The 24,489-nt window shown below is 30.4% G+C and carries 17 protein-coding genes, 1 other RNA gene and 1 riboswitch; of the genes, 6 read left to right on the top strand and 12 right to left on the bottom strand.

Annotated features, from left to right (window positions below):
* Positions 1 to 21: 21 nt before the first annotated feature.
* Positions 22 to 495, bottom strand: a complete 474-nt coding sequence (locus Q0662_RS01740) for a Dps family protein (RefSeq protein ID WP_298946571.1) — start codon at positions 493 to 495, stop codon at positions 22 to 24.
* A gap of 105 nt (positions 496 to 600) precedes the next feature.
* Between Q0662_RS01740 and Q0662_RS01735 the strand changes: the two genes are divergently transcribed.
* Positions 601 to 1,542 (top strand): hydrogen peroxide-inducible genes activator, encoded by a 942-nt coding sequence (locus Q0662_RS01735; RefSeq protein ID WP_298946569.1) that lies wholly within the window; start codon positions 601 to 603, stop codon positions 1,540 to 1,542.
* A 71-nt stretch (positions 1,543 to 1,613) separates the two neighbouring features.
* Here Q0662_RS01735 and Q0662_RS01730 read toward each other — a convergent pair whose 3' ends face one another.
* Positions 1,614 to 3,233: an ABC-F family ATP-binding cassette domain-containing protein gene (locus tag Q0662_RS01730; RefSeq protein ID WP_298946567.1), complete on the bottom strand. Its 1,620-nt coding sequence runs from the start codon at positions 3,231 to 3,233 to the stop codon at positions 1,614 to 1,616.
* Between the two features lie 181 nt (positions 3,234 to 3,414).
* Between Q0662_RS01730 and Q0662_RS01725 the strand changes: the two genes are divergently transcribed.
* The gene (locus Q0662_RS01725; protein ID WP_298946564.1) at positions 3,415 to 4,809 is read left to right on the top strand and encodes a hypothetical protein; all 1,395 of its coding nucleotides are present in this window, start codon (positions 3,415 to 3,417) and stop codon (positions 4,807 to 4,809) included.
* Between the two features lie 139 nt (positions 4,810 to 4,948).
* Positions 4,949 to 6,751 (top strand): DEAD/DEAH box helicase, encoded by a 1,803-nt coding sequence (locus Q0662_RS01720; RefSeq protein ID WP_298946562.1) that lies wholly within the window; start codon positions 4,949 to 4,951, stop codon positions 6,749 to 6,751.
* Positions 6,752 to 6,798: 47 nt separating this feature from the next.
* Here the strand turns inward: Q0662_RS01720 and Q0662_RS01715 are convergent, their stop codons facing one another.
* The 9 genes from Q0662_RS01715 to Q0662_RS01675 form a co-directional block, all read right to left on the bottom strand.
* A complete protein-coding gene (locus tag Q0662_RS01715; protein WP_298946560.1) occupies positions 6,799 to 9,066 on the bottom strand; it encodes an aconitate hydratase in 2,268 nt (755 codons plus the stop codon).
* Between the two features lie 182 nt (positions 9,067 to 9,248).
* Positions 9,249 to 12,029, bottom strand: coding sequence for a bifunctional aconitate hydratase 2/2-methylisocitrate dehydratase (locus Q0662_RS01710; RefSeq protein WP_298946558.1), 2,781 nt, complete (start codon positions 12,027 to 12,029; stop codon positions 9,249 to 9,251).
* A 585-nt stretch (positions 12,030 to 12,614) separates the two neighbouring features.
* Positions 12,615 to 12,917, bottom strand: an RNA gene (gene rnpB / locus Q0662_RS01705) — RNase P RNA component class A.
* A gap of 185 nt (positions 12,918 to 13,102) precedes the next feature.
* Complete coding sequence (dnaJ, locus tag Q0662_RS01700; protein WP_298946556.1) at positions 13,103 to 14,239, bottom strand: molecular chaperone DnaJ; 1,137 nt, start codon at positions 14,237 to 14,239, stop codon at positions 13,103 to 13,105.
* A 72-nt stretch (positions 14,240 to 14,311) separates the two neighbouring features.
* Positions 14,312 to 14,860 carry a nucleotide exchange factor GrpE gene (locus tag Q0662_RS01695; RefSeq protein ID WP_298946554.1) on the bottom strand — a complete coding sequence of 183 codons (549 nt, stop codon included), beginning with the start codon at positions 14,858 to 14,860 and terminating at the stop codon, positions 14,312 to 14,314.
* Positions 14,861 to 14,948: 88 nt separating this feature from the next.
* Entirely contained in the window at positions 14,949 to 15,497 is a 549-nt protein-coding gene (locus Q0662_RS01690; RefSeq protein ID WP_298946552.1) for an NUMOD4 domain-containing protein, read from the bottom strand.
* A 65-nt stretch (positions 15,498 to 15,562) separates the two neighbouring features.
* Positions 15,563 to 16,873: a UDP-N-acetylglucosamine 1-carboxyvinyltransferase gene (gene murA / locus Q0662_RS01685; RefSeq protein ID WP_298946550.1), complete on the bottom strand. Its 1,311-nt coding sequence runs from the start codon at positions 16,871 to 16,873 to the stop codon at positions 15,563 to 15,565.
* A 3-nt stretch (positions 16,874 to 16,876) separates the two neighbouring features.
* The gene (locus tag Q0662_RS01680; protein ID WP_298946548.1) at positions 16,877 to 17,521 is read right to left on the bottom strand and encodes a DUF4290 domain-containing protein; all 645 of its coding nucleotides are present in this window, start codon (positions 17,519 to 17,521) and stop codon (positions 16,877 to 16,879) included.
* 137 nt (positions 17,522 to 17,658) lie between these two features.
* Positions 17,659 to 19,980, bottom strand: coding sequence for an ATP-dependent helicase (locus tag Q0662_RS01675; protein ID WP_298946546.1), 2,322 nt, complete (start codon positions 19,978 to 19,980; stop codon positions 17,659 to 17,661).
* A gap of 224 nt (positions 19,981 to 20,204) precedes the next feature.
* Here Q0662_RS01675 and Q0662_RS01670 point away from each other — a divergent pair, with 224 nt between their 5' ends.
* From Q0662_RS01670 to Q0662_RS01660, 3 genes are read left to right on the top strand one after another with little or no spacing between them, the layout of a single operon-like run.
* A complete protein-coding gene (locus Q0662_RS01670; protein ID WP_298946544.1) occupies positions 20,205 to 20,834 on the top strand; it encodes a SatD family protein in 630 nt (209 codons plus the stop codon).
* Positions 20,819 to 21,538: a DUF3307 domain-containing protein gene (locus tag Q0662_RS01665; protein WP_298946542.1), complete on the top strand. Its 720-nt coding sequence runs from the start codon at positions 20,819 to 20,821 to the stop codon at positions 21,536 to 21,538. The genes Q0662_RS01670 and Q0662_RS01665 overlap by 16 nt, the downstream gene beginning before the upstream one ends.
* A gap of 3 nt (positions 21,539 to 21,541) precedes the next feature.
* A complete protein-coding gene (locus tag Q0662_RS01660) occupies positions 21,542 to 22,054 on the top strand; it encodes a hypothetical protein (protein WP_298946540.1) in 513 nt (170 codons plus the stop codon).
* Between the two features lie 98 nt (positions 22,055 to 22,152).
* Here Q0662_RS01660 and Q0662_RS01655 read toward each other — a convergent pair whose 3' ends face one another.
* On the bottom strand, positions 22,153 to 24,096 hold the full coding sequence (locus Q0662_RS01655; protein WP_298946538.1) for a TonB-dependent siderophore receptor: 1,944 nt from the start codon (positions 24,094 to 24,096) through the stop codon (positions 22,153 to 22,155).
* Positions 24,097 to 24,183: 87 nt separating this feature from the next.
* Positions 24,184 to 24,442: riboswitch (cobalamin riboswitch) on the bottom strand.
* Positions 24,443 to 24,489 lie beyond the last annotated feature (47 nt).

Genomic DNA, 24,489 nt, shown 5'->3' with positions numbered 1-24,489 from the left:
GATTGTAAGTTTTTAAATAATTTAGTTACCTAACCAAGAGTTTAACATCCAAATTGTTTTTTCTTGTTCAGATATAAAATCACTCATCATTGCATTAGTACCTTCGTCATTTGCTTCATCAGAAAGGTCTAATATTTCTCTTTCAATTTTTAATAATTCTGATAAAGAGTTTACAACTAAGTTTACAGCTTCAACATCATTAGAAATATCTTTTCCAACGGGTACAGTTGCATTTTCTATGTAATCTGTAAACGTGTGCAATGGTTTACCTTGTAAAGTTAAAATACGTTCTGCAATATCATCTATTTTAACTTGAGAGTCTGTGTAAAATTCTTCGAACTTTACATGCAATTCAAAAAAATTTTTTCCTTTAATATTCCAATGTAAACCTCTTAAATTTTGATAATATACTTGAAAATTTGCCAATAAACCATTTAATTTGTTTACCAGATTTTCACTTTCTTTTTTGTCTAATCCTAAGATTGATATACTCATATTCTTGTAATTTTTATTCATTTTTAAAATTACAAAAATTTTATAACGATTTACCATAGTAAATATTGATAGTTTTAATATCTTTATCGAAAATTATTATATAAAATGACAATTACCCAATTAAAGTATGTTTTATCTGTTGCAGAATACCAAAATTTTACCATAGCTGCAGAACATAGCTTTGTTACGCAACCTACGTTAAGTATGCAAATTCAAAAGCTAGAAGATGAATTGGAAGTACAAATATTTAATCGCTCTAAAAAACCTATTGAACTCACTGCTGTGGGTAAAAAAATAGTAGAGCAAGCCAAAGTTATTGTTGACGAAAGTAACCGAATAATAGATATTGTACACCAACAAAAAGGGTTTATTGGGGGTGAGTTTAAAATAGGTATTATACCAACTATAATGCCTACTTTATTACCAATGTTTTTAAATAATTTTACTAAAAAATATCCAAAAGTAAAATTGATTGTAGAAGAACTAACTACAGAAGAAATTGTTAGAAAGTTAACTGATGGTCACATTGATGCAGCCATTGCTGCAACACCGCTAGAAAATGAGGCAATTAAAGAAAAACCTTTGTACTATGAACCATTTGTGGGTTTAATTCCGCAAAACCACAGACTTTTTAATAACAAACAAATTACTGAAGGTGAGTTAGAAATGGAAGATATCTTATTGTTAGAAGATGGACACTGTTTTAAAGATAGTGTAATAAATTTATGCAGAAATCACAAAATAGATAATAAAAAAGGGTTTCAGTTAGCAAGTGGAAGTTTTGACACCTTAATAAAATTATCTAAAGAAGGCTTAGGAATGACTTTGTTACCTTATTTACATACCCTTGATTTAAGCGATGTTGATAAAAGACACCTACGTGAATTCACAAATCCACCACCAGCAAGAGAGGTGAGTTTAATTTACCATAAATCGCAATTAAAAATGCAATTAATTGAAGCTTTAAAAAAGACTATTGATGGTGTAGTTAGAGGTGCTATTTCTTTTTCTGATGTAAAAATTATTAGTCCTTTGCAAAATAAATAAAATGAAATTACTATACTAAAAAAAGGAAGCTGAAGGGCTTCCTTTTTTTTTTAGTATTTATTATTAAGTAACTAAGAATACATTTTTTCTCGTAATTCTTTAATTTTTGGATCCGATAAGTATTCGTCAAAAGTGGCATATCTATCTATAGCTCCTTTAGGAGTTAATTCTATAATTCTGTTAGCAACCGTTTGTGCAAACTCATGGTCGTGTGTAGAAAATAGCACAGTCCCTTTAAAGTTAATTAAGGCGTTGTTTAAAGATTGTATCGATTCTAAATCTAAGTGATTTGTTGGCTCATCTAAAATTAAAATATTAGCTCTTTTCATCATCATTCTAGATAACATACAACGTACTTTTTCTCCTCCAGATAACACGTTACTTTTCTTTAAAGCTTCTTCTCCAGAGAAAATCATTTTTCCTAAAAACCCACGTAAAAAAACTTCTTCACGTTCTTCTTCGGTTTGTGCATATTGTCTTAACCAATCTACCAAGTTTAAATCTCCATTTTGAAAAAAATCTGAATTATCTAAAGGTAAGTACGATTGTGTAGTTGTTACACCCCAAGAATGTTTACCGTCATCTGCCTTTTCATTATCAGTAATAATTTGATAAAAAGCAGTAATAGCTCTAGAATTTTTAGAAATTACGGCTACTTTATCTCCTTTATTCAAATTTATATGTACCTCATTAAAAAGACTTTCATCCTCAAAACTCTTAGACAAACCTTCTACATTTAATATTTGGTCTCCTGCTTCTCGGTCTCTATCAAAAATAATAGCTGGGTAACGTCTGCTAGAAGGTTTAATGTCTTCTACATTTAACTTGTCTATCATTTTTTTACGAGATGTTGCTTGTTTCGATTTTGCAACATTAGCAGAAAAACGACGTATAAAATCTTCTAATTCTTTCTTTTTATCTTCTGCTTTTTTGTTTTGTTGAGCACGTTGTTTTGCTGCTAATTGGCTAGATTCATACCAGAAAGTATAGTTCCCAGAGTAATGGTTGATTTTACCAAAATCGATATCAGAAATATGTGTACAAACAGCATCTAAAAAGTGTCTATCGTGTGATACTACGATTACACAGTTATCAAAATTTGCAATAAAATTTTCTAACCAAGCAATGGTTTCAAAATCTAGATCATTGGTAGGCTCATCCATAATTAACACATCAGGATTGCCAAACAAAGCTTGTGCAATTAAAACACGTACTTTTTGTTTACCATCTAAATCTTTCATTAAAGTGTAATGCAAATCTTCTGCAATGCCTAAATTAGAGAGCATTGCTGCAGCATCAGAATCTGCATTCCAACCATTCATCTCTTCAAACTTTACCTGTAGTTCTCCTATTTTTTCAGCATTTTCATCGGTATAATCTGCATACAAAGCATCTATTTCTTTTTTAATAGAAAACAATTCTTTGTTACCCATAACTACCGTTTCTAAAACAGGAAACTCATCATAAGCGTAATGGTCTTGAGATAACACAGACATTCGTTTTCCTGTTTCTAAGTGTACTTGTCCAGAAGTAGGTTCTTGCTTACCAGAAATAATTTTTAAAAAAGTAGATTTTCCTGCTCCATTTGCACCGATAATACCATAGCAATTTCCTTGCAAAAATTTAGTGTTTACTTCATCAAATAAAACACGCTTACCAAACTGTACAGATAAGTTAGAAACTGATAACATAATTGTATTTTTAAATTTTGTGCAAAAGTACAAATTACATTTTGCTTAACAATCTTTAAATACAAGAGATTTTGCACTATCTTTAATAATATTGGTAGTTTTTTTAAGGCTATTTTAACAGTGAATTAACAAGAACAACAGTACCAAATTTCTAAATTTGTTCACAAGACTTAAATGATAAATGATAAAAAACATATTTTTATATTTACCCCTAACACTTTTAGTATTAACTATTAGTTGTACGGACTCTAAAAAAAATAAACCTACATTTTTTGGTGGTAAAATAATAAACCCAAAAACAAAATATGTTGTCTTATATGCTAAGGATAAAGTAATTGATACAATTTTATTAGATAATAAAAATAAGTTTTTAGCAGAATTTACTTCTTTAAAAGAAGGACTTTACTACTTTGAACATGGCAATGAAAACCAATACATATATTTAGAGCCTAAAGACAGTTTAATGTTGCGTTTAAACACATGGGATTTTGATGAATCTTTAGTTTACGCAGGTAAAGGTGCCGAAAGAAACAATATTTTAATAGATATTTTTTTAGAAGATGAGAATGATAGAAGATCTTATTATCTAATTAATAAATTTAAGCCAACCATCTTCAAAAATAAAATAGATTCTATACTTCAAATAAGATTAGACACCTATAATGATTATGTAAAAGATCATACTAAAGAAACAGATAATTATTTTAAACTTTTAAAAATTGCACTTACCTACCCTATTTTTTCTAGAATAGAAAGATACCCCTTAAACCACAGTAAAATAAATAGACACAATAGTTTTATAGAAACAAAAAGTAATTTTTATAACCATAGAAATTATATAGATTTTAATAACGATTCTCTAATGTATTATCCACCATACACAAGATATATAAGAGATTATTTATATAATGTTACATATGCTCTAGGTTATAAACCTATGAAAAATGAATACACTGCTAATTTTACGGTAGACTTATTAAAGTCTATAAACGATAAAATAAGCTCTGAGAACTCTAAAAATGCCTTTTTAAAAAGTACTGTTTTAGAACATTTTTACAAAAAATCTAGCTGTAATTTTAATACAAAAACTTTTGATACCTTTTTTAAATACAGTACCAACGTTAAAGACAAATCGTTGGTTAAAAATATTTTAAATGATGGTGAAGCCATACACAAAGGTGATGAGATTAAAGATTTTCTATTTTATGATTTTACAGAACAACCTATAAACATTCAAGATTTTGTTTTAAACAAAAACTCATTATTGGTTTTTTGGAATGAAGATTATTATTCAAAAGTTTTTTTAAGCACTCGAATCCCTTTTCTTAAAAGGAAATTTCCAGATTTAAATATTGCTATTATAGAAATAGATGGCAATAGCTTAAATAGAATTCCTAATATTGATATAAAAAATCAATATTACATCAATACCAAAAATCTAAAAAATAACTTTTTAACCAGTGGTATGCCAAGAACTATTTTGGTAAACAAAAATGGTATTGTAGAAAATGGCTATGCTTCAATAGCTTCGCAAAACATCTATTATCAGCTAAAACAACTCACTAAAAACAATTAAACAAGTTTAAACTTGCTATCTATTTAATTTGCTGTACCTTTGCACGGTTTTATTTTTGAGATATACTCGAATAAAAATCAAGTCGAAATTATAAATTGATTTGCAGGTGGGCGTTCTGTGAATCTACAAAAACACAGTAATGTCAACATTTTTAGAATTAGGTTTAAAAGCACCTATAAACAATGCATTAACAGATTTAGGTTACGAAAAACCAACTGTTATTCAAGAAAAGGCAATTCCGCAAATTATTTCATCTACAGACGATTTAAAAGCATTTGCACAAACAGGTACCGGTAAAACAGCCGCTTTTAGTTTACCAATATTAGAACTTTTAAATGAAGATAATAGCAATGTACAAGCTATTATTTTATCACCAACAAGAGAACTTGCCGTACAAATTGGTAAAAACATAGAAGATTTTTGTAAATATTTACCAAAAGTAAAAGTAACAACGGTTTATGGTGGTGCTAATATGGATACACAGATTAGATCTTTAAAAAGAGGATCTCAAATTGTAGTAGGTACTCCAGGTAGAACGGTAGATTTAATTAATAGAAGAGCCTTAAAGTTAGGCAATGTACAATGGTTAGTATTAGATGAGGCAGATGAAATGCTTAACATGGGCTTTAAAGATGAGTTGGACAAAGTTTTAGAAGCAACTCCAGAAACCAAACAAACCCTACTATTTTCAGCAACTTTTCCAAGAGAAGTAGAAGCTATTGCAAAAAACTATATGACCAAACCAGTAGAAATTACTTCTGGTGAAAAGAACCAAGGTTCTGATAACGTAAGTCATGAATATTACTCGGTAACAGAAAGAACACGTTACCCAGCATTAAAAAGAATTGCAGATTTAAACCCAGATATTTACGCAATTATTTTCTGTAGAACCAGAAGAGAAACACAAGAAGTTGCAGATAACTTAATAAAAGATGGGTATAGTGCAGATGCTTTACATGGAGATTTATCTCAAGGTCAGAGAGATTCTGTTATGGGTAAGTTTCGTAAAAAAACCATACAAATATTAGTAGCAACAGACGTTGCTGCACGAGGTTTAGATGTTACTGAATTAACGCATGTTTTAAATCATAAATTACCAGATCAAATAGAAAACTATACACATAGAAGTGGTAGAACAGGGAGAGCTGGTAATAAAGGTATTTCTATTGTTTTAGTAAACGGTAAAGAAAAAGGGAAACTAAGAGCAATTGAAAGAATTATTAAAAAGAAATTTGTAGAAACTAAAGTACCTACCGGTAAAGAAATTGTAGAAAATCAGTTGATGAATTTAATTGATAAGGTACAAGCTACAAAAGTTAACGAATCTGAAATTAACGAGTTTTTACCAACTATTTACGAAAAACTTGCCGCTTTAGACAGAGAAGAATTGATTCAGAAATTTGTTTCTTTAGAGTTTAACACCATGTTAGCTTATTATGAAAATGCTAAAGATTTAAACGATTTATCATCTAGAGAAAACTCTAGAGCAAGAGCTACAAATGAAAACATGACTCGTTTCTTTATCAACATTGGTAGAAAAGATAGTTTAAACCCTGCCAAGTTAATTGGCTTAATTAATGACCAAAATATAGGTGATAAAATAGAAATTGGTGCTATTGATATTTTAGATACATTTTCGTTCTTTGAAATAGATAAAAATTTCGAAAACGAAACATTAGCTGCTTTTGGAGAAAATCAACCAGATTTTGACGGACGCTCTGTAAATATAGAAATTACTAAAAAAGAACGTTCTGGTGGTGGAAGAAGACGCGGTAAAAAACCCTTTGGAAAAAAAGATGGAGGATTTGGAAGAAAAAGAAGCTCTGAAGGCTCTTCTGACAGAGGTGGAAGAAAAAGATCTGATAGAAGCTCTAGTGATAGACCTAAAAATTCTGGAGACAGAAAATCTGGTGGTTTTGGTAGAAGACGAAGAGAAAGATAAGTTTTTATAAAAAACTCCTGAAGAAATTCAGGAGTTTTTTTATAATATTAAGCGTTTTGCTTTTTAATTAAATTTAAAGCAGAACCTTCTTTATACCATGCAATTTGAGCATCATTATATGTGTGGTTCACTTTAATAATATCTTTGCTACCATCTGCATGAACAACTTCTATTGTTAAAGGTTTTTCTGGTGCAAACTCATGTAAGTCTAAAAAGTTAAAAGTATCATTTTCTTGAATTAAATCATAATCTGCTTCATTTGCAAAAGTTAAGCCTAACATTCCCTGTTTTTTTAGGTTTGTTTCGTGTATACGTGCAAAAGATTTTACAATTACAGCAGCAACACCTAAGTGTCGTGGTTGCATTGCAGCATGCTCTCTTGAAGAACCTTCACCATAGTTATGATCTCCTACAACAACTGTTTTTACACCTTCTTTTTTATACTCACGCTGTACATCTGGCACCCCACCATATTCACCTGTTAATTGGTTTTTTACAAAATTTGTTTTTTTGTTAAATGCGTTTACTGCACCAATTAAAGTATTGTTTGCAATATTATCTAAGTGCCCTCTAAAACGTAACCATGGACCTGCCATACTAATATGATCTGTTGTACATTTTCCAAAGGCTTTTATTAATAATTTTGCTCCTTTAATTTCTGATCCTAAAGGTGTAAAAGGCTCTAATAATTGCAATCTTTCAGAATCGTTTTTTACAGCAATTTCTACATGACTTCCATCTTCTTCTGGAGCTAAGAAACCATCATCTTTTACTTCAAAACCTTTTGGAGGTAATTCCCATCCTGTTGGTTCATCTAACATTACTTCTTCTCCATTCTCATTGATTAACTTATCAGTCATTGGATTAAAATCTAAACGACCAGCAATAGCTACAGCTGCCACCATTTCTGGGGATGCTACAAAGGCATGTGTATTTGGATTACCATCTGCACGTTTAGCAAAGTTTCTATTAAAAGAGTGAATAATAGAGTTTTTGGGTGCATTTTTTGGATCTGAATATCTAGCCCATTGCCCAATACATGGTCCACAGGCATTTGTAAATATTGTTGCGTCTAATTTTTCAAACACTCCTAAAATACCGTCTCTATCAGCAGTATATCTTACTTTTTCAGAACCTGGGTTGATCCCAAAGTCTGCTTTTGTTTTTAAATTTTTATCAATAGCTTGTTGTGCAATAGAAGATGCTCTTGATAAATCTTCGTAAGAAGAGTTTGTACAAGAACCTATTAATCCCCATTCAACTTTTAATGGCCAATCATTCTCATTTGCCTTTTTAGTCATTTCTGAACCTGCAGCAGTAGACAAATCTGGTGTAAATGGCCCGTTTAAAAGCGGACTTAATTCTGATAAGTTAATTTCTATTACTTGGTCAAAATAGTTTTCTGGATTTTCATACACTTCTGCATCACCTGTTAAATAATCTTTAACTTGGTTTGCTGCATCTGCAACATCATCTCTATCTGTAGCACGTAAATAACGTTCCATAGAATCATCATACCCAAAAGTAGATGTTGTAGCACCTATTTCTGCTCCCATGTTACAAATTGTACCTTTTCCAGTACAAGACATTGATGTTGCTCCAGGACCAAAGTATTCTACAATGGCACCTGTACCGCCTTTTACAGTTAATATATCTGCTACTTTTAAAATAACATCTTTTGGGGCCGTCCAACCAGAAAGTTTACCTGTTAATTTTACACCTATTAATTTGGGAAATTTTAATTCCCAAGGCATACCAGCCATTACATCTACTGCATCTGCACCACCAACACCAATGGCAACCATACCCAAACCACCAGCGTTTACTGTATGAGAGTCTGTACCAATCATCATTCCTCCAGGGAATGCATAATTTTCTAATACTACTTGATGAATAATACCTGCACCTGGTTTCCAAAAACCTAAACCATATTTATTAGATACAGATTCTAAAAAGTTAAAAACCTCGTTACTTGTATTTAACGCAGATTGTAAATCTGTACTGGCACCGTTTTTTGCTTGAATTAAATGATCACAGTGTGTAGTGGTTGGAACCGCAACTTTAGATTTACCAGCTTGCATAAATTGCAATAACGCCATTTGTGCTGTTGCATCTTGTAATGCAATTCTATCTGGTGCAAAATCTACATAATCTTTTCCTCTGGTAAAAACCTTACTTGGATTCCCATCCCAAAGGTGAGAGTACAATATTTTTTCTGCTAAAGTTAAAGGTTTTCCTGTAATTTTTTGTGCTGCATCTACACGTTCTACAACGTTCGCGTAGACTTTTTTAATCATATTAATATCAAAAGCCATATAGTTTGAGTTTTTTTTATTTCTACTCTCTAATTTAAATAAAAAAAATTAGATAACGATTTCTCTTACTAACTTTATCTTATGGCACTATATCTATTTTCTATTAAATTATTATTGTTTGATTTTTAATTTAAAAAAAAAGCTCAAGTAAAACTTGAGCTTAATTATTTTTAAAATTTTTATTATCCGACCAGCTGTTTTTGAGATGGTTTGAATTTGGTTAAAACAATACCATCTACAGCCTTCTCATATTCTTGCATAGTTGGTGTTCTGCCTAAAATTGTAGACAATACAACTACGGGAGTAGATGACAATAGTGATTCTCCTTTTTTCTCTCCAGAATCTTTTACTACTCTACCCTGAAATAAACGTGTTGATGTTGCCATAACTGTATCTCCTGGCTCTGCTTTTTCTTGATTCCCCATGCACAAGTTGCATCCTGGACGTTCTAAGTATAATAAATTTTCATATTTAGTTCTTGCCAATCCTTTTGGAGCTTTATCATCAAATTCAAAACCTGAATATTTTTGTAAGACTTCCCAATCTCCTTCTGCTTTTAGCTCATCAACAATATTGTAGGTTGGAGGGGCCACTACTAAAGGAGCTTTAAATTCTACTTTACCATGTTGAGCTTCAATATTTTTTAGCATTTGAGCTAATATTTTCATATCTCCTTTATGAACCATACAAGAACCTACAAAACCTAAATCTACTTTTTTAGTTCCTCCATAAAAAGATAACGGTCTAATTGTATCGTGTGTATAACGTTTAGAAACGTCATTATTGTTAACATCTGGATCAGCAATCATTGGTTCTGCTATTTCATCTAAATCAATAACAACTTCTGCGTAATATTTAGCATCTGCATCTGGTGTTAACGCTGGTTTAATTCCTGTTTTTAATTCAGTAATTCTAGCATTGGATTTATCTATTAAGCCTTGTAACATTTGTTTTTCATTATCCATTCCTTTTTCAATCATAATTTGTATACGATCTCTGGCAATTTCTAGTGACTCAATTAATGTGTCATCTTCAGAAATACAAATAGATGCTTTTGCTTTCATTTCTGCAGTCCAATCTGTAAATGTAAACGCTTGGTCTGCAGTAAGTGTTCCTAAATGCACTTCAATAATTCTTCCTTGAAAAACATTTTCACCTTTAAACTGCTTTAGCATTTGTTGTTGCGTTGCATGAACTACATCTCTAAAGTCCATAAAACTTCTCATATCTCCCTTAAAAGTAACTTTTACAGACTGAGGAATTGGCATTGTTGCCTCACCAGTTGCTAATGCTAAAGCTACAGTACCCGAGTCTGCCCCAAAAGCAACGCCTTTAGACATACGTGTATGAGAGTCGCCCCCAATGATAATAGCCCAATCATCAATTGTGATATCATTTAAAACTTTGTGAATAACATCTGTCATTGCGTGATAATTTCCTTTTGGATCACGTGCGGTAATTAAGCCAAAGTCATTCATAAATTTCATTAATCTAGGAATGTTTGCTTTTGATTTATCATCCCAAACTGAAGCTGTATGACAACCAGATTGATAACCTGCATCAACAATTGGAGATACCACATTTGCAGCCATCATTTCTAATTCTTGAGAAGTCATTAAACCTGTGGTGTCTTGAGAACCTACAATATTAACTTCTACACGAACATCTGAACCTGCGTGTAATTTTTTTCCTGGAGTGTTACCAACTGCATTTTTGTTGAATATTTTTTCTACAGCAGTTAAACCTTGACCTTCAATAGAAATTTCTTTTGAAGTAGCATATACTTGAGGAATATCTATTCCTAATATTTTACAAGCAATTGTTTGTAGTTTTTTACCAAAAACAACTGCATAAGAGCCACCTGCTTTGATAAATTCCATTTTCTGTGGAGTTAAGGCTGTGGAAATATCTTTTAACGCAACATTATTACTATATAACTTCTTTTCTTTAGTATTAATTGTTAAAACTGTTCCTGTTTCAACTGAATACATTTGCTTTAAAACTGGTTCGCCATCTTTATCTACAATTGTATTTCCTTCTGCATCTTTTTGTTTTACCCAATTTTGTAAGTCTATTCCAATACCACCGGTTACCCCTACTGTGGTTAAGAAAATTGGAGAAATTCCGTTTGTACCTGCAATAACAGGAGCTATGTTAATAAAAGGTACATAAGGGCTAGATTCTACACCTGTCCAAAGTGCAACATTGTTTACACCCGACATTCTAGAGGAGCCTACTCCCATAGTTCCTTTCTCAGCTACTAACATTACTCGCTTATCTGGGTGTTTTTCTTTTAAAGCTAAAAGTTCATTTTGCATATCTTTATTATGCTCAAAAATACATTGACCGTGTAATTCTCTATCAGATCTAGAATGTGCATCTGCCCCTGGAGATAGTAAATCTGTAGAAATATCTCCAACACCTGCTATATAAGTAACCACTTCAATTTCTTCTTCTACTTCTGGAAGTTTTGTAAAAAATTCAGCCTGAGCATAGCTTTCCAATAATTCTTTTGATATTGGACATCCTTTTTTATAAGCGTCTTCTAATCTTTCTATATCAGCTTCGTATAAGAAAACTTGGGTTTTTAAAACCTCTGCAGCTTGTTTCGCTATTTCAATGTCTTTACCTAGTAATACTAAATCTAACAAAACTGTAATTGATGGACCACCTTTCATATGAGATAGTAACTCGAATGCAAATTCAGTTGTAATTTCATCAACTTTAGATTCCCCTAAAATGATTTCTTTTAAAAATTTTGATTTTACACTAGCTGCACTTGTTGTACCTGGTAGTACATTATATATAAAAAAGTTTAGAGAATCTTCTCTATACTGATTATTTATATCTTTTATTTGTGAAATTATGTCGCTTAATAATTCCTGACCATCAATAGGTTTTGGTTGGAGACCTTGCGCTTTACGTTCTTCAATTTCTATAAGGTAGTCTTTGTAAGTATGCATGAGAAAGTTATTTTTTCTAAAAATTTACACCTCTATTTTGGCTAAGGTATAGTGCTTTATTTTTTGGTTAATTTAATTTGACAAAAATACATTTTTTCTAGTAACTTTCAAGTATAATTAAAAGAATGCAAGAATTAATGAATAAAAAAAGAATATTTGAAAATTAACTAAATTTAACTCAAATAAAACCGTCTTTTTTTGCATTTACTTAAAAAAATAATTAAAAAAGTCATTTTACTAACTATGGTAAGTTGTTATCATAATGACTATATAAATTAGAGAGTTTTATTTACTTACTTCATCTAATTTTTTTTAAACGTTGATTAAATTTTACGTGAGAAAATAAATCTTGTTTTAAATCTAAAAAAAACAGAAAATCTAGATCTTGAAGATCCTGAATCAAGATTTTAAATTAAACAATTTACAAATAAAAATTATATAGGTTTACCTCTATTAGAATGGATGAACCTTTGCAAAAAAGAAGAGTTCCCAATTATGAGAAAATGGGTGCGATAATTATTAAACTGTGTATAAATTACATTTTTCTACTTAATAATTTTCGTGTTTTTTTTATAAAAATCAAAATAAAAAAGCAGGCTAATAAGCCGAATTCTGTGTCCTTTAAAAGGTTCTTATCATTTATCTAGTTCTAAAATTACTTTTAGAATCTATCTGCCTACCCTTTAGAATCGAGCGAGAAACTCTCTAACTCTAATTTACATGGCATTGCACCTCATAGAGTTTACCTGGTTTCACTACAGCCTAACTGTACTTGCTTTCTGTTGCACTTGTCCTCAACTTACGTTGGACGGATGTTATCCGCTATGATTCTCTATGGTGTCCGGACTTTCCTACTTATATAATAAGTCGATAAGATAAGCCTGCTTTAATAATATCCAAAATTACAATTTCTTTTTAAAAAAAACCCACTCAATAAATTGAGTGGGAAAAATTGCTATGAAAAAGAAAATGTTGTTAATTGCTTAACAACTTTGCAAATATATAGTATTTATTATTTTAAAAAAAACAAATTCTATTTATTAAATGCATTTAAAATGTTTATTAATATAATACTATGAAAACATGTCTTTTACTTTTTCAAAAAATGATTTATCAGACTTATTTGGTGCTGGTGTAAAGTTTTCATCTTCTAACATATTTTCGAAAAAAGATTTTTGTTCTTTGCTTAATTCTTGTGGTGTCCAAACATTAATATGGATTAAGAAATCTCCTGTACCATATCTTTCTATGCTTGGTAAACCTTTTCCTTTTAATCTTAAAATTTTACCAGATTGTGTACCTGGTTCTATTTTTATTTTTACTTTTCCTGTAACTGTTTCTACTTCTTTACTTGCTCCTAAAACTGCTTCAGAAAAGTTAATATACAAATCGTAATGAATGTTTGTCCCTTCTCTTTTTAAGTTTTCATGTTGAATTTCTTCAATTAAAACTAATAAATCTCCTGCTATAGAGTTTTTACCTGGAGCTTCATTTCCTTTTCCACCAACTTTCAATTGTACACCTTCTGTAACACCTGCAGGTATATTTATAGAAACTGTTTCTTCTTTTACAATTAACCCTTGTATATCTGCACCATTGGGTTTGCTGCTCATAATTTCTCCAGCTCCAGAACAGGTACTACAAGTTGTAGCTGTTTGCATTCTACCCAAAATAGTATTGGTAACACGCATTTGTTGCCCAGAACCATTACAAGTAGTACACGTTTTATATGTTACACCCTCTGCTTGTACTTTTCTTCGAACTTTAACCTTCTTCTCTACGCCTTTTGCAATTTCTTCTAAAGTAAGCTTTACTCGTATTCGCATATTGCTTCCTTTAACTCTGGCTTGACGCTGGCCTCCACCACCACCAAAACCACCAAAACCACCACCAAAGCCACCACCTCCAAAGATGTCTCCAAACTGGCTAAATATGTCATCCATATTCATGCCTCCACCTCCAAAGCCTCCTCCACCTTGAGGACCATCAAAGGCTGCATGACCATACTGATCATATCTTGCTTTTTTGTTTTCGTCGCTTAAAATTTCGTAGGCTTCTGCTGCTAATTTAAATTTCTCTTCAGCAGTTTTATCATCAGGATTTTTATCTGGATGATATTTGATAGCCATTTTCCTATATGCTTTTTTTATTTCTGCCTGAGAAGCAGATTTTGAGATACCTAATATTTCGTAATAATCTTGTTTTGCCATTGTTTTATTTTTTAGTCTTTAGTAATTTAATCGATAGTAAATACTATCGGCTAAAAACGAGAGACTATAGTCTTATTGTCCTATTACCACTTTTGGATAACGAATAATTTTATCTCCTAACTTGTATCCTTTTTCTACACAATCTATAATTTTACCTTTCATATCTTCTGTAGTTGCAGGTATTTGTGTAATTGCTTCGTGAATTTCTGCATCAAAAACATCGCCAGCTTCGGTTTCTATTTTAGACAACCCTTTTTGCTCTAAAGTGTTGTAAAATTTATTATAAATTAACAATACACCTTTTTTTAATTCTTCTGATTCTTTGTCTTCTTTAATATGTGACAAGGCACGTTCAAAATCATCTATAACTGGCAGTAAAGATGTCATAACTTCTTGTCCTGCTGTCTTAAAAAGCTCTATTCTTTCTTTAGTGGTTCTTTTTTTATAATTTTCAAACTCTGCAAATAGACGTAAAAACTTGTCTTTTTCTGTTTGAAGAAGCTCTTCTGCTGTTGGTTCTTCTTTTACAACCTCTGGTTCAACCTCTTGATTTTGTTCAACTTGCAAAGTTTCTTGCTCATTTTTTATTTCTTCTTCTTGTATCTTTTCTTTCTTACTCATTTCTTTGTAATCATTAAATTATCTACCAATAATTGGCAAAAATGTTGCCAACAAAAAAATAGTGTCAAACTGACACTATTTTATATTTTTATATTTGAACTTCCGCCCAATTTTCGCCTGATTTTATACGATGTATTTGTGTATCTGAAACACCAAACCGTTTAGCAATCATTGTAATTCTATTATTTTTATTTTGAAGTTGGCGCTTAATAATTTTTACTTTACCAACAGATAGTTTCCCATAAGTTATACTTTTACGAGATTCTATAAACTTTGGATTTTTAAATTGATGTAATTCTTTTTCTCTTTTTGTAGCCCATTTTAAATTTTCTAAAGTATTATCTTTTTTATCATAGTTTAAGTGAATCACAAAAACTTGCGCTTCATTTTCTTTTTTTAAAAAATGTTGTGCTACTAATTTATGTATATATCTTGCTGTATTTTTTCCATTTACTTTTTGTTTTAAAGAAATAGTTGCATAACCATTTGTATAGTTTTCATTTTTTAAAAACTCTTTATTTTCATCTTTACAATTAATTATTCTTCCGTAGTTGGAAATTTTAAATTTTTCTTTTTCAGAAATTTTTTCATCGAATTGAATGTTTTTCCATTCTTCATTCCATAAATTTCTTATCATTTTTAAAATATTTTGGTTTATAAAATATTTTACTTTTTCATATATTTTTTTTTAGATATTTATTACTAATCTTCAATACGTTCTATTTTTGCACCAATAGATTTTAAGCGAGCTTCTATATTTTCGTAACCTCTATCTATTTGCTCTATATTATTAATAATGGAGGTTCCTTTTGCTGAAAGCGCTGCAATTAATAAAGAAATACCTGCTCTAATATCTGGAGAGGTCATTTTAGTTGCTTTTAATTGCGATTGAAAATTGTGCCCAATTACAGTGGCTCTATGTGGATCGCACAAAATAACTTTTGCGCCCATGTCTATTAATTTATCAACGAAAAACAAACGACTTTCGAACATTTTTTGATGTATTAAAACAGTACCTTTTGCTTGTGTTGCTATTACTAAAACAATACTTAACAAATCTGGTGTAAAACCTGGCCAAGGTGCATCTGCTACTGTTAAAACGGAACCATCTATGTAATTTTGTATTTCATAAGATTCTTGTTCTGGTATGTAAATATCGTCTCCTTTTTTTTCTAAAGTGATGCCTAATTTTCTAAATACGTTGGGTATTTGTCCAAGGTTTTCCCACGAAACGTTTTTTATAGTAAGTTCTGATTGTGTCATAACTGCAACACCAATCCAAGAACCAATTTCTATCATATCTGGTAAAACTGAATGCACACAACCACCTAAAGCATCTACACCTTCTATAATTAATAAATTTGAACCAACACCACTAATTTTTGCACCCATTGCATTCAACATTTTACATAATTGTTGAATGTAAGGCTCGCATGCTGCATTGTAAATTTTGGTAGTGCCTTCTGCCAAAACTGCTGCCATTAAAATATTGGCGGTTCCTGTTACAGAAGCTTCATCTAACAACATATCTACACCTTGTAATTGGTCTGCTTCTACTCCATAAAAAGATTCTTCTTTATTGTATCTAAACTTGGCACCTAATTTGATAAAACCTTCAAAATGTGTATCTAAACGTCTACGACCAATCTTGTCTCCTCCTGGTCTTGGTATGTATCCTTTACCAAAACGTGCTAAAAGTGGGCCAACAATCATAATAGAACCTCTTAAAGAGCTACCATCTCTTTTAAAATCTGCTGATTCTAAATACTTTAAATTAATGTTATCTGCCTGAAAAGAATAAGAGTTTATTGATAGTTTTTCTACTTTAACTCCTAATTCACCCAGAATAAAGATTAGTTTATTTACATCTATAATATCTGGTACATTGTTTACAATAACTTTTTCTGGTGTTAATAAAACTGCACAAAGGATTTGTAAAACTTCATTTTTTGCTCCTTGCGGTGTTATTGTTCCCTTTAATTTATGCCCACCTTCTATTTTAAATGACGCCATAGACTAGTATCTTTTTCTGTTTTTGTTATTGTGTTGTTTTTTATGATTTTTAGAATTATTCTGTCCTTGAGTATTTCTTTTTCTTAACAAGTTTTTACTGTCAGATAATTCTTCTTCAGAGTTTCTTAAATCTAATTTACCATCAGATAAATCATATAAATGATTAAAAATTACAGCATCATCTACTGTGTCTTTGTTCCAATTTAAATAACATTTTTTCATGTGATTTGCTATGGTATACACCAATGCTTCTTTTTTATCATCATCTTCCCAACTTAGAGCAACATCTATCATTGTTTGAATATTGTTCCCATAATAACGATATTTAGAAGCGTATTTTGGATAAGGCAATCGCTCTGGCTTTTCTTGTAATTCTTCTCTTGAAGGAATTGGATAAGGTGACTTGGCATCTAATTTAAAATCTGACATAATGTATAATTGATCCCAAAGTTTGTGCTTAAAATCTGGCACATCACGCAAGTGTGGTTGTAAATTACCCATTACATCTACAATGGCTTTTGCCATTTTATTACGCTCTTCTGCATCTGCCAAAGCTACACAATGGTCTACCATTTTTTGGATGTGTCTTCCATATTCTGGAATGATCATTAATGGTCTTTCTGAATTATATTCTAAGTCGTATGTCATTTATTTATTTTTTGAAGTATGTTTTATTTATTAAAATTTAATAAATAAGGTCTTTACTGTGCAAGATTAGACTTGTTTGTATATGATAGTTTTATAAGTTGCAAAATAGCAATTTATTTTAGTTTTACTAACGATTTTTAACCAATAATTTTCAATTTTACAAATCGTAGTAATAAATTCTTTTTTCCTGCTGTACTAAATTTAATCAGCGCTTTTTTATCAGGTCCTTTTCCCTCTAAAGAAAGTACCTCACCTCTACCAAAACGTTCGTGTTCTATTATATTACCCACAGCAATCTTATTGTCGAACAAATTAGATTTTGATTTTGTTTCTGATACCTTTTTTAAATTTTTAGGAATAATGACTTCTTTCTTTTTAGCCATATCTCGCTCCATTTTTTTTCGCTGAATTGGCTTTTGAAAACGGATTCCTTTTGGAGCATCATCAAAAATACTTTTGTCTACAAACCTATTTATAGAAGGTTCTGGCACTTTTGGGGTGATGTAATATAGAAATTGATCGTCTATTTCTTCTAAAAATCTACTAGGTTCTGCATCTACCAATTTACCCCATCTGTAACGTGTTTGTGCATAGGTTAAATAAGCTGCTTTTTCTGCTCTAGTTAAGGCCACGTAAAACAACCTACGCTCTTCTTCTAGCTCGCTTCTGGTGTTCATACTCATGGCAGAGGGAAACAAATTTTCTTCTAAACCAACAATGTAAACGTACAAATATTCTAATCCTTTAGATTGATGAATAGTCATTAAAGAAACGCTTGGTTTCTCATTATCTTTTTTTGCATCAAAATCTGTTGCTAAAGCCACATCTTCTAAAAAAGATGTTAAAGAAGCATCTTCGCCTTGCTCTATTTTATCTGTAATAAAATCTTTAATTCCGTTTAAAAGCTCTTGTACATTTTCTACTTTACTTACAGTTTCTGGTGTACCATCTTTTTCTAAGTCTTTTATTAATTGGGTTTGTTTTACTACAATTTCTGCAATTTCAAAAGCATTTTTGGTTTTAGCTTCTATTTGCAAGCGTAAAATCATATTCATAAAATTCTGTAACTTATTTTTGGTACCAGAATTTATTTTTAAATCTATTTTATCGATATATTTTATAATATCGAAAATTGATTTTTTATAATGGTTTGCTGCAATGGTTAGCTTATCTATGGTTGTTACACCAATACCACGTGCAGGATAATTGATAATTCTTTTTAAGGCTTCTTCGTCATTTGGGTTGATCAAAATGCGTAAATAAGATAAAATATCTTTGATTTCTTTACGCTGATAAAATGAAATTCCTCCGTAAATTTTATAATCGATATTTTTTTTCCTTAAAGCATCTTCTATGGCTCTAGATTGTGAATTGGTTCTGTACAATACACAAAAGTTTTCTGGTGTTAACTGATGGTTCATCATGTTTTCCCAAATAGACTGTGCTACAAAACGCCCTTCTTCTCCATCTGAAATAGTACGCATTACATTTATAGAATCTCCAGCATCATTAGACGTCCAAACTTCTTTATCTAACTTTGTTTTATTTTTTGCTATAACTGAGTTTGCAGCGTTTACAATATTACTGGTTGATCTATAATTTTGTTCTAATTTAAAGGTTTTTACATCTGGATAATCTTTCTGAAAATTTAAGATATTTTGGATATTTGCTCCTCTAAAACTATAAATACTCTGAGAATCATCACCTACCACACAAATATTTTGAAAACGGTCTGCTAAAGCTCTTACAATGATATATTGTGAATGGTTTGTATCTTGATACTCATCTACCATAATATATCGAAATCTATCTTGATATTTTGCTAAAACGTCTGGAAAACGAGCCAACAATTCGTTGGTTCTTAATAACAAATCATCAAAATCCATTGCACCTGCCTTAAAACACCTATCTACATATTCTTTGTAAATATCGCCTACTTTTGGCCTGCTTGCATGCATATCTGCTTCTTGCAAATCAGAATTATTAAAATACGCTCTAACCGTAATTAAGCTGTTTTTAAAGGATGAAATTCGCCCTAAAATTTGTTTGGCTTTGTAACGTTCTTTGTCCAACCCCATTTCTTTGATAATAGAAGAAATCAAACGAACAGAGTCTTGCGTATCGTAAATTGTAAAATTAGAGGGAAAACCTAATTTATCTGCTTCTGAACGTAAAATACGTGCAAAAACCGAGTGAAATGTTCCCATCCAAAGGTTTTTGGCCTCACTAACCCCAACAACACCTGCAATTCTTTCTTTCATTTCTCTTGCAGCTTTGTTGGTAAACGTAAGCGATAAAATGTTAAACGAATCTACTCCTTGTTGCATTAAATGGGCTATTCTATAAGTTAAAACCCTTGTTTTACCAGAACCTGCACCCGCAATAATTATCATGGGGCCGTCTTTTTGCAAGACTGCCATTTTTTGTGCTTCGTTTAAAGAATCTAAATAATTACTCAAAGAAATATTTTTTATGAAGTATTTTAAAGTGTGAAATTAACCAAACTTATCGTTTTTTTAAAGAAGATTTTTAGTTTTTATTCACAAATTATCATCAGTAAATTCGACTTAATATCCGAACTTTACCAAGTTCGTCTTAAAACCCGAATTTACAAGTATTCGTTTTAAAACCCGAATTATTTGAATATTTATGAGCAAAAAGTTATATTTACAAAAAAAAATAAATGACAAGTATTCTTACAGGAGATATTATCAACTCAAGAAAAGTTGATTCAGATAAGTGGTTACCTATGCTAAAATCTGCCTTTAATAGTATTGGAAAAACTCCGAAAACTTGGGAAATATTTAGGGGAGATAGTTTTCAAATTGAGATAGAAGAAGCAGAAAATGGATTGTTTTTTGCAATAAAATTAAAAGCTATTTTAAAACAAATAAAAAATTTAGATGTTCGAATCGCTATTGGTATTGGTAAAAAAAACAATAACTATAAAAATATAACTGAAGGAAATGGAGAAGCTTTTATTTTAAGCGGAAAAGCATTTGACTCTATAATAAAAAAACAAAATTTAGCTATTTTAACTGATGATGAACAATTTAATGAAATAATGAATAGTACACTTGCTTTAGCGTTATTAACTATGGATAATTGGACAACAAACTCTGCGGAATTTGCTGTAAAATACTTAAACAAAAAAGAAACTCTCCAAAAAACAATAGCTAAAGAGTTAAATATTTCAGAAAGTAGCGCAAGTGAAAGAAGAAAAAGGGCTGGGCTTGATGAAATTCTAAGATTAGAAAAAATATATCATAATATGGTAACACATAAAAAAATAAATGGATGGTATTCTTTTTAAAAATTTTACTAGCACATTTTTTAGGAGATTTTACATTTCAACCCTATAAATGGGTAAAAGAGAAAGAAAAGAAGAAGATAAAATCTGTAGAGCTATACGTACGTATTGGTATACATTTCTTGTTGTTATTTATTTTTATCGGTTTTGATATTCAAAAATACTGGTTAGGCGTATTTGTAATTGTTGGTTCTCATTATTTGATTGACCTTTTAAAACTCTACCTTCAGAAGAACAAAATAAATCGTACTTTATTTTTTATAGACCAAATTGCTCATATTTTAGTTTTAGTAATTATTACAAATTATTATCATCCGTTTATAATTTCTTTAGATAAAATCATCAATGAAAAAACACTACTACTATTAATTTCTATTGTTTTATTGGTTAGTGTATCATCTATCATAATAAAAATAATTATTACACAATGGAATCCTGAAAGCAAGAAAGAAAACGACGATTCTTTAGCAAAATCAGGACGTTATATTGGTATTTTAGAACGTTTATTTGTGTTTGTTTTTGTAATTACCAATCATTGGGAAGCCATTGGTTTTTTACTAGCAGCAAAATCGGTTTTTAGATTTGGAGATTTAAGCTCTTCTAAAGATAGAAAACTAACAGAATACATTTTAATTGGTACTTTATTAAGTTTTGGTTTTGCCATTTTAATAGGAGTCTTATACCGATATTTAGCAACATTAATATAAATTATGGAAGATAAAATTTTAGAAAGTTTCGCTTATATTTTACCAGCTGCAATAACGGGTTTTGTAGCTTATTATATGTTTAACGGTTTTTTAAATAATACTGTAAAAGAAAAAAAATTAGCTTTGTTCGCACAACAAAAAAAAGAATCTTTACCAATAAAACTACAAGCTTATGAGCGTTTAATGTTGTTTTGTGAGCGTATAAACCCTGTAAAAATGCTCATGCGAATTCAGCCAATTTCTACCAATACAAAAGATTATTTAGAATTGCTAATTGCAAACATCAATCAAGAATTTGAACACAATTTAGTACAGCAAATTTACATTTCTGATGAAACTTGGACAGCCATTTATGCAGCAAAAAATGCGGTTATAAATAAATTAAAAAAGGTTGCAGAAAATGCATCCTCTGCTAAGGATTTAAGAGAAAACGTGTTGATTGACTATTCTAAATCTTCACCACCAACAGAAACTGCTATAGTGTTTATAAAAAAAGAAGTGAGAAAATTATTATAACTAAAAAGCCTTCTTTCTTTAAGAGAAGGCTTTTCTATTTATGAGAATTCTAATAAAACGGGATATTATTTTTCTTTTTAAGTGTATTTTCTGCTGAATTAAAATTGCAGCCTAATGCCCACTTTGTAATTTCTACCTCTTGTAGAATAGCCTAAAACATCATTATAATCTTCATTTAATAAATTTGTAAAAGCGGTAAAAAAAGTAACTGTACCATGCAATATTTTATAATTTGCCATAACATCTAAAACTTGATACTTTTTTAAAATTACATCTTCATCTGCATTTCCAAAAGAGCCATATCTATCAAAAAAAGTTCTTTTACCGACATTTCTGTAACTAAAATTTAAAAATGCGTTTTTAAAAGGAGTTACATCTAACCCTACCACTAATTTATTAGCAGGTATATAATCATCAAAATCTTCAAATTCATCTTTATTAATAAAAGTATAAGAGGCGTTTACAGATAAGAAAGCTGTTGGTACAACTTTAGTGCTAACTTCTAGTCCATTCGCATTTGTAGATCCATTTGCATATTTAAAAGTAGTAGTATCAAAAATTATGGCATCATTTTCTTCTCTTTTAAAATAAACAGCATTTAACTGCAGCCAATCTTGATAATTCATATCAAAACCAGCTTCAAAAGTTTCATTAGTTTCTGGTTTTAAATCAATATTACCTGCAAAACCATCGAACAATTGATACAAACTAGGTGCTATAAATGCTGTACTGTAAGAGGTTAATAATTTTATATTGGTGTTTTCACTTTTTAAAACAGTGTACGCTATATTACCATCATACACTAATTGATTCCCATAAACATGATGCATATTGTAACGTAAACCTGCATTAAAACTAGCTCCAAAATCGGTAATAAAGACGACACTTGCGTAAGGGTCTAGCGTATTAAAATTAGCTACTTTCTTATTTATTATTGCAAATGGTGTTGTTGTATTATTGCTATGTTCTTGGTAATTAATACCTGCAATAAGTTGTAAACTTTTAGAGAATTCGTATTTATTTACCAAATCTAAATGTACACTTCTACCTTTAAAATTATAAAAATCTAAAGTACCTGCAAAAGCATTAAACTGATCGAAGTTTCTATCTACAGTATTTACAGAAGCTAACAAATACAATTGACCATTTTTGTATGTAAACGTAGGTTTTACACCAAACCTAAACTGTTGGTTATCGCCATTATTTACAGGGTTATCTAAAAAAAAACTTGCATCAAAATCGTATTTAAAATCATCAAAATTTAAAAAAGTTTCTATTTTTAAATTTTTATGAATGTGATACCCTAACTTAAGAAGTGTGTTTTTAGAATAAAAGGCATCGTCTTCAAAAATAGCATTGGTTTTACTTACAGCAGATGACATGCCATTTACACCTGTTAAACTAAAAGATGCTAAAAAATTAAATTTACCAACACTACCATTTATGTTAATATTTTGATTTCTATCTGATAAAGTACTTTTTGATGTATTTGCCGTATTATTGGTTCCTAAACTAGTTTCAAAAGAACCAGATATATTGTTTTTAGAAGCTTTTTTTAAGACGATATTAATTACAGCAGTTGCGGCTCCAGAACCATATAAAGTTGACGAGGCTCCTTTTAAAATCTCTATACTTTCTATTTGGTTTACGGCTAATAAACGCAAATCAAATTCTTGATTAATAGCAGATTGATCTGTTACTGGAACACCATCAATTAATACCAAAACCTGCCTGCTTCTACCACCTCTAATATTGATGCTTCTAGGTTCTGTTGGGTTGGTATTTACACCTCTAACATCTATGCCAGCAATGGTGTTAAGAATTTCTATAACAGATTTACCTGCATTTTGCTGTAGTTCTTTTTGTGTAATTTTATGAATTACTTTACCTGTATTTTCTTTTTTTAAAGTAAACTTAGTTGCTGTAACTACAATTTCTTTTAGAGTTTCTACACGTTCTTTTTGCAGTTTTTTTTGTGCAAAAAGATTTGTATTGACAAGATTACATACCAATACACTAACAATTAGTAATTGTTTTTTCATTTTTTTAATAAATTTGATTTACATTAAATCAGGTAAATTTCGTGCACAGAAATATATTATAGTACATAAACTTTTATCCCGAAAGTTTTTTTACTGTTGACTATTGGCAGGTCTCCTGACTTGTTTTTATGTTGCTAGCCTTCCCATTTTTCTGAACTCAATCATTTTAAACAGTGGCAATAGTGTTAACAATATCCTCTAAAGAGGTACTGAAATCTATTTGTTTTTAACAAACAACATTCAGTTTTAACTTACAGTTGCGGGTACAGTTCTGGATTTTAACCAGATTCCCTTTTAATTTAATGCAGTAGATTACTACATTAAAACCAAAAATCGTAACAAATATATATGTATTCTTATAAATAATCTAACATAATCTTTCTTAAAATTTAT

The sequence above is a fragment of the uncultured Polaribacter sp. genome, assembly GCF_947503855.1.
Taxonomy (GTDB): domain Bacteria; phylum Bacteroidota; class Bacteroidia; order Flavobacteriales; family Flavobacteriaceae; genus Polaribacter.
This window is presented reverse-complemented; position numbering and strand designations above follow the sequence as displayed.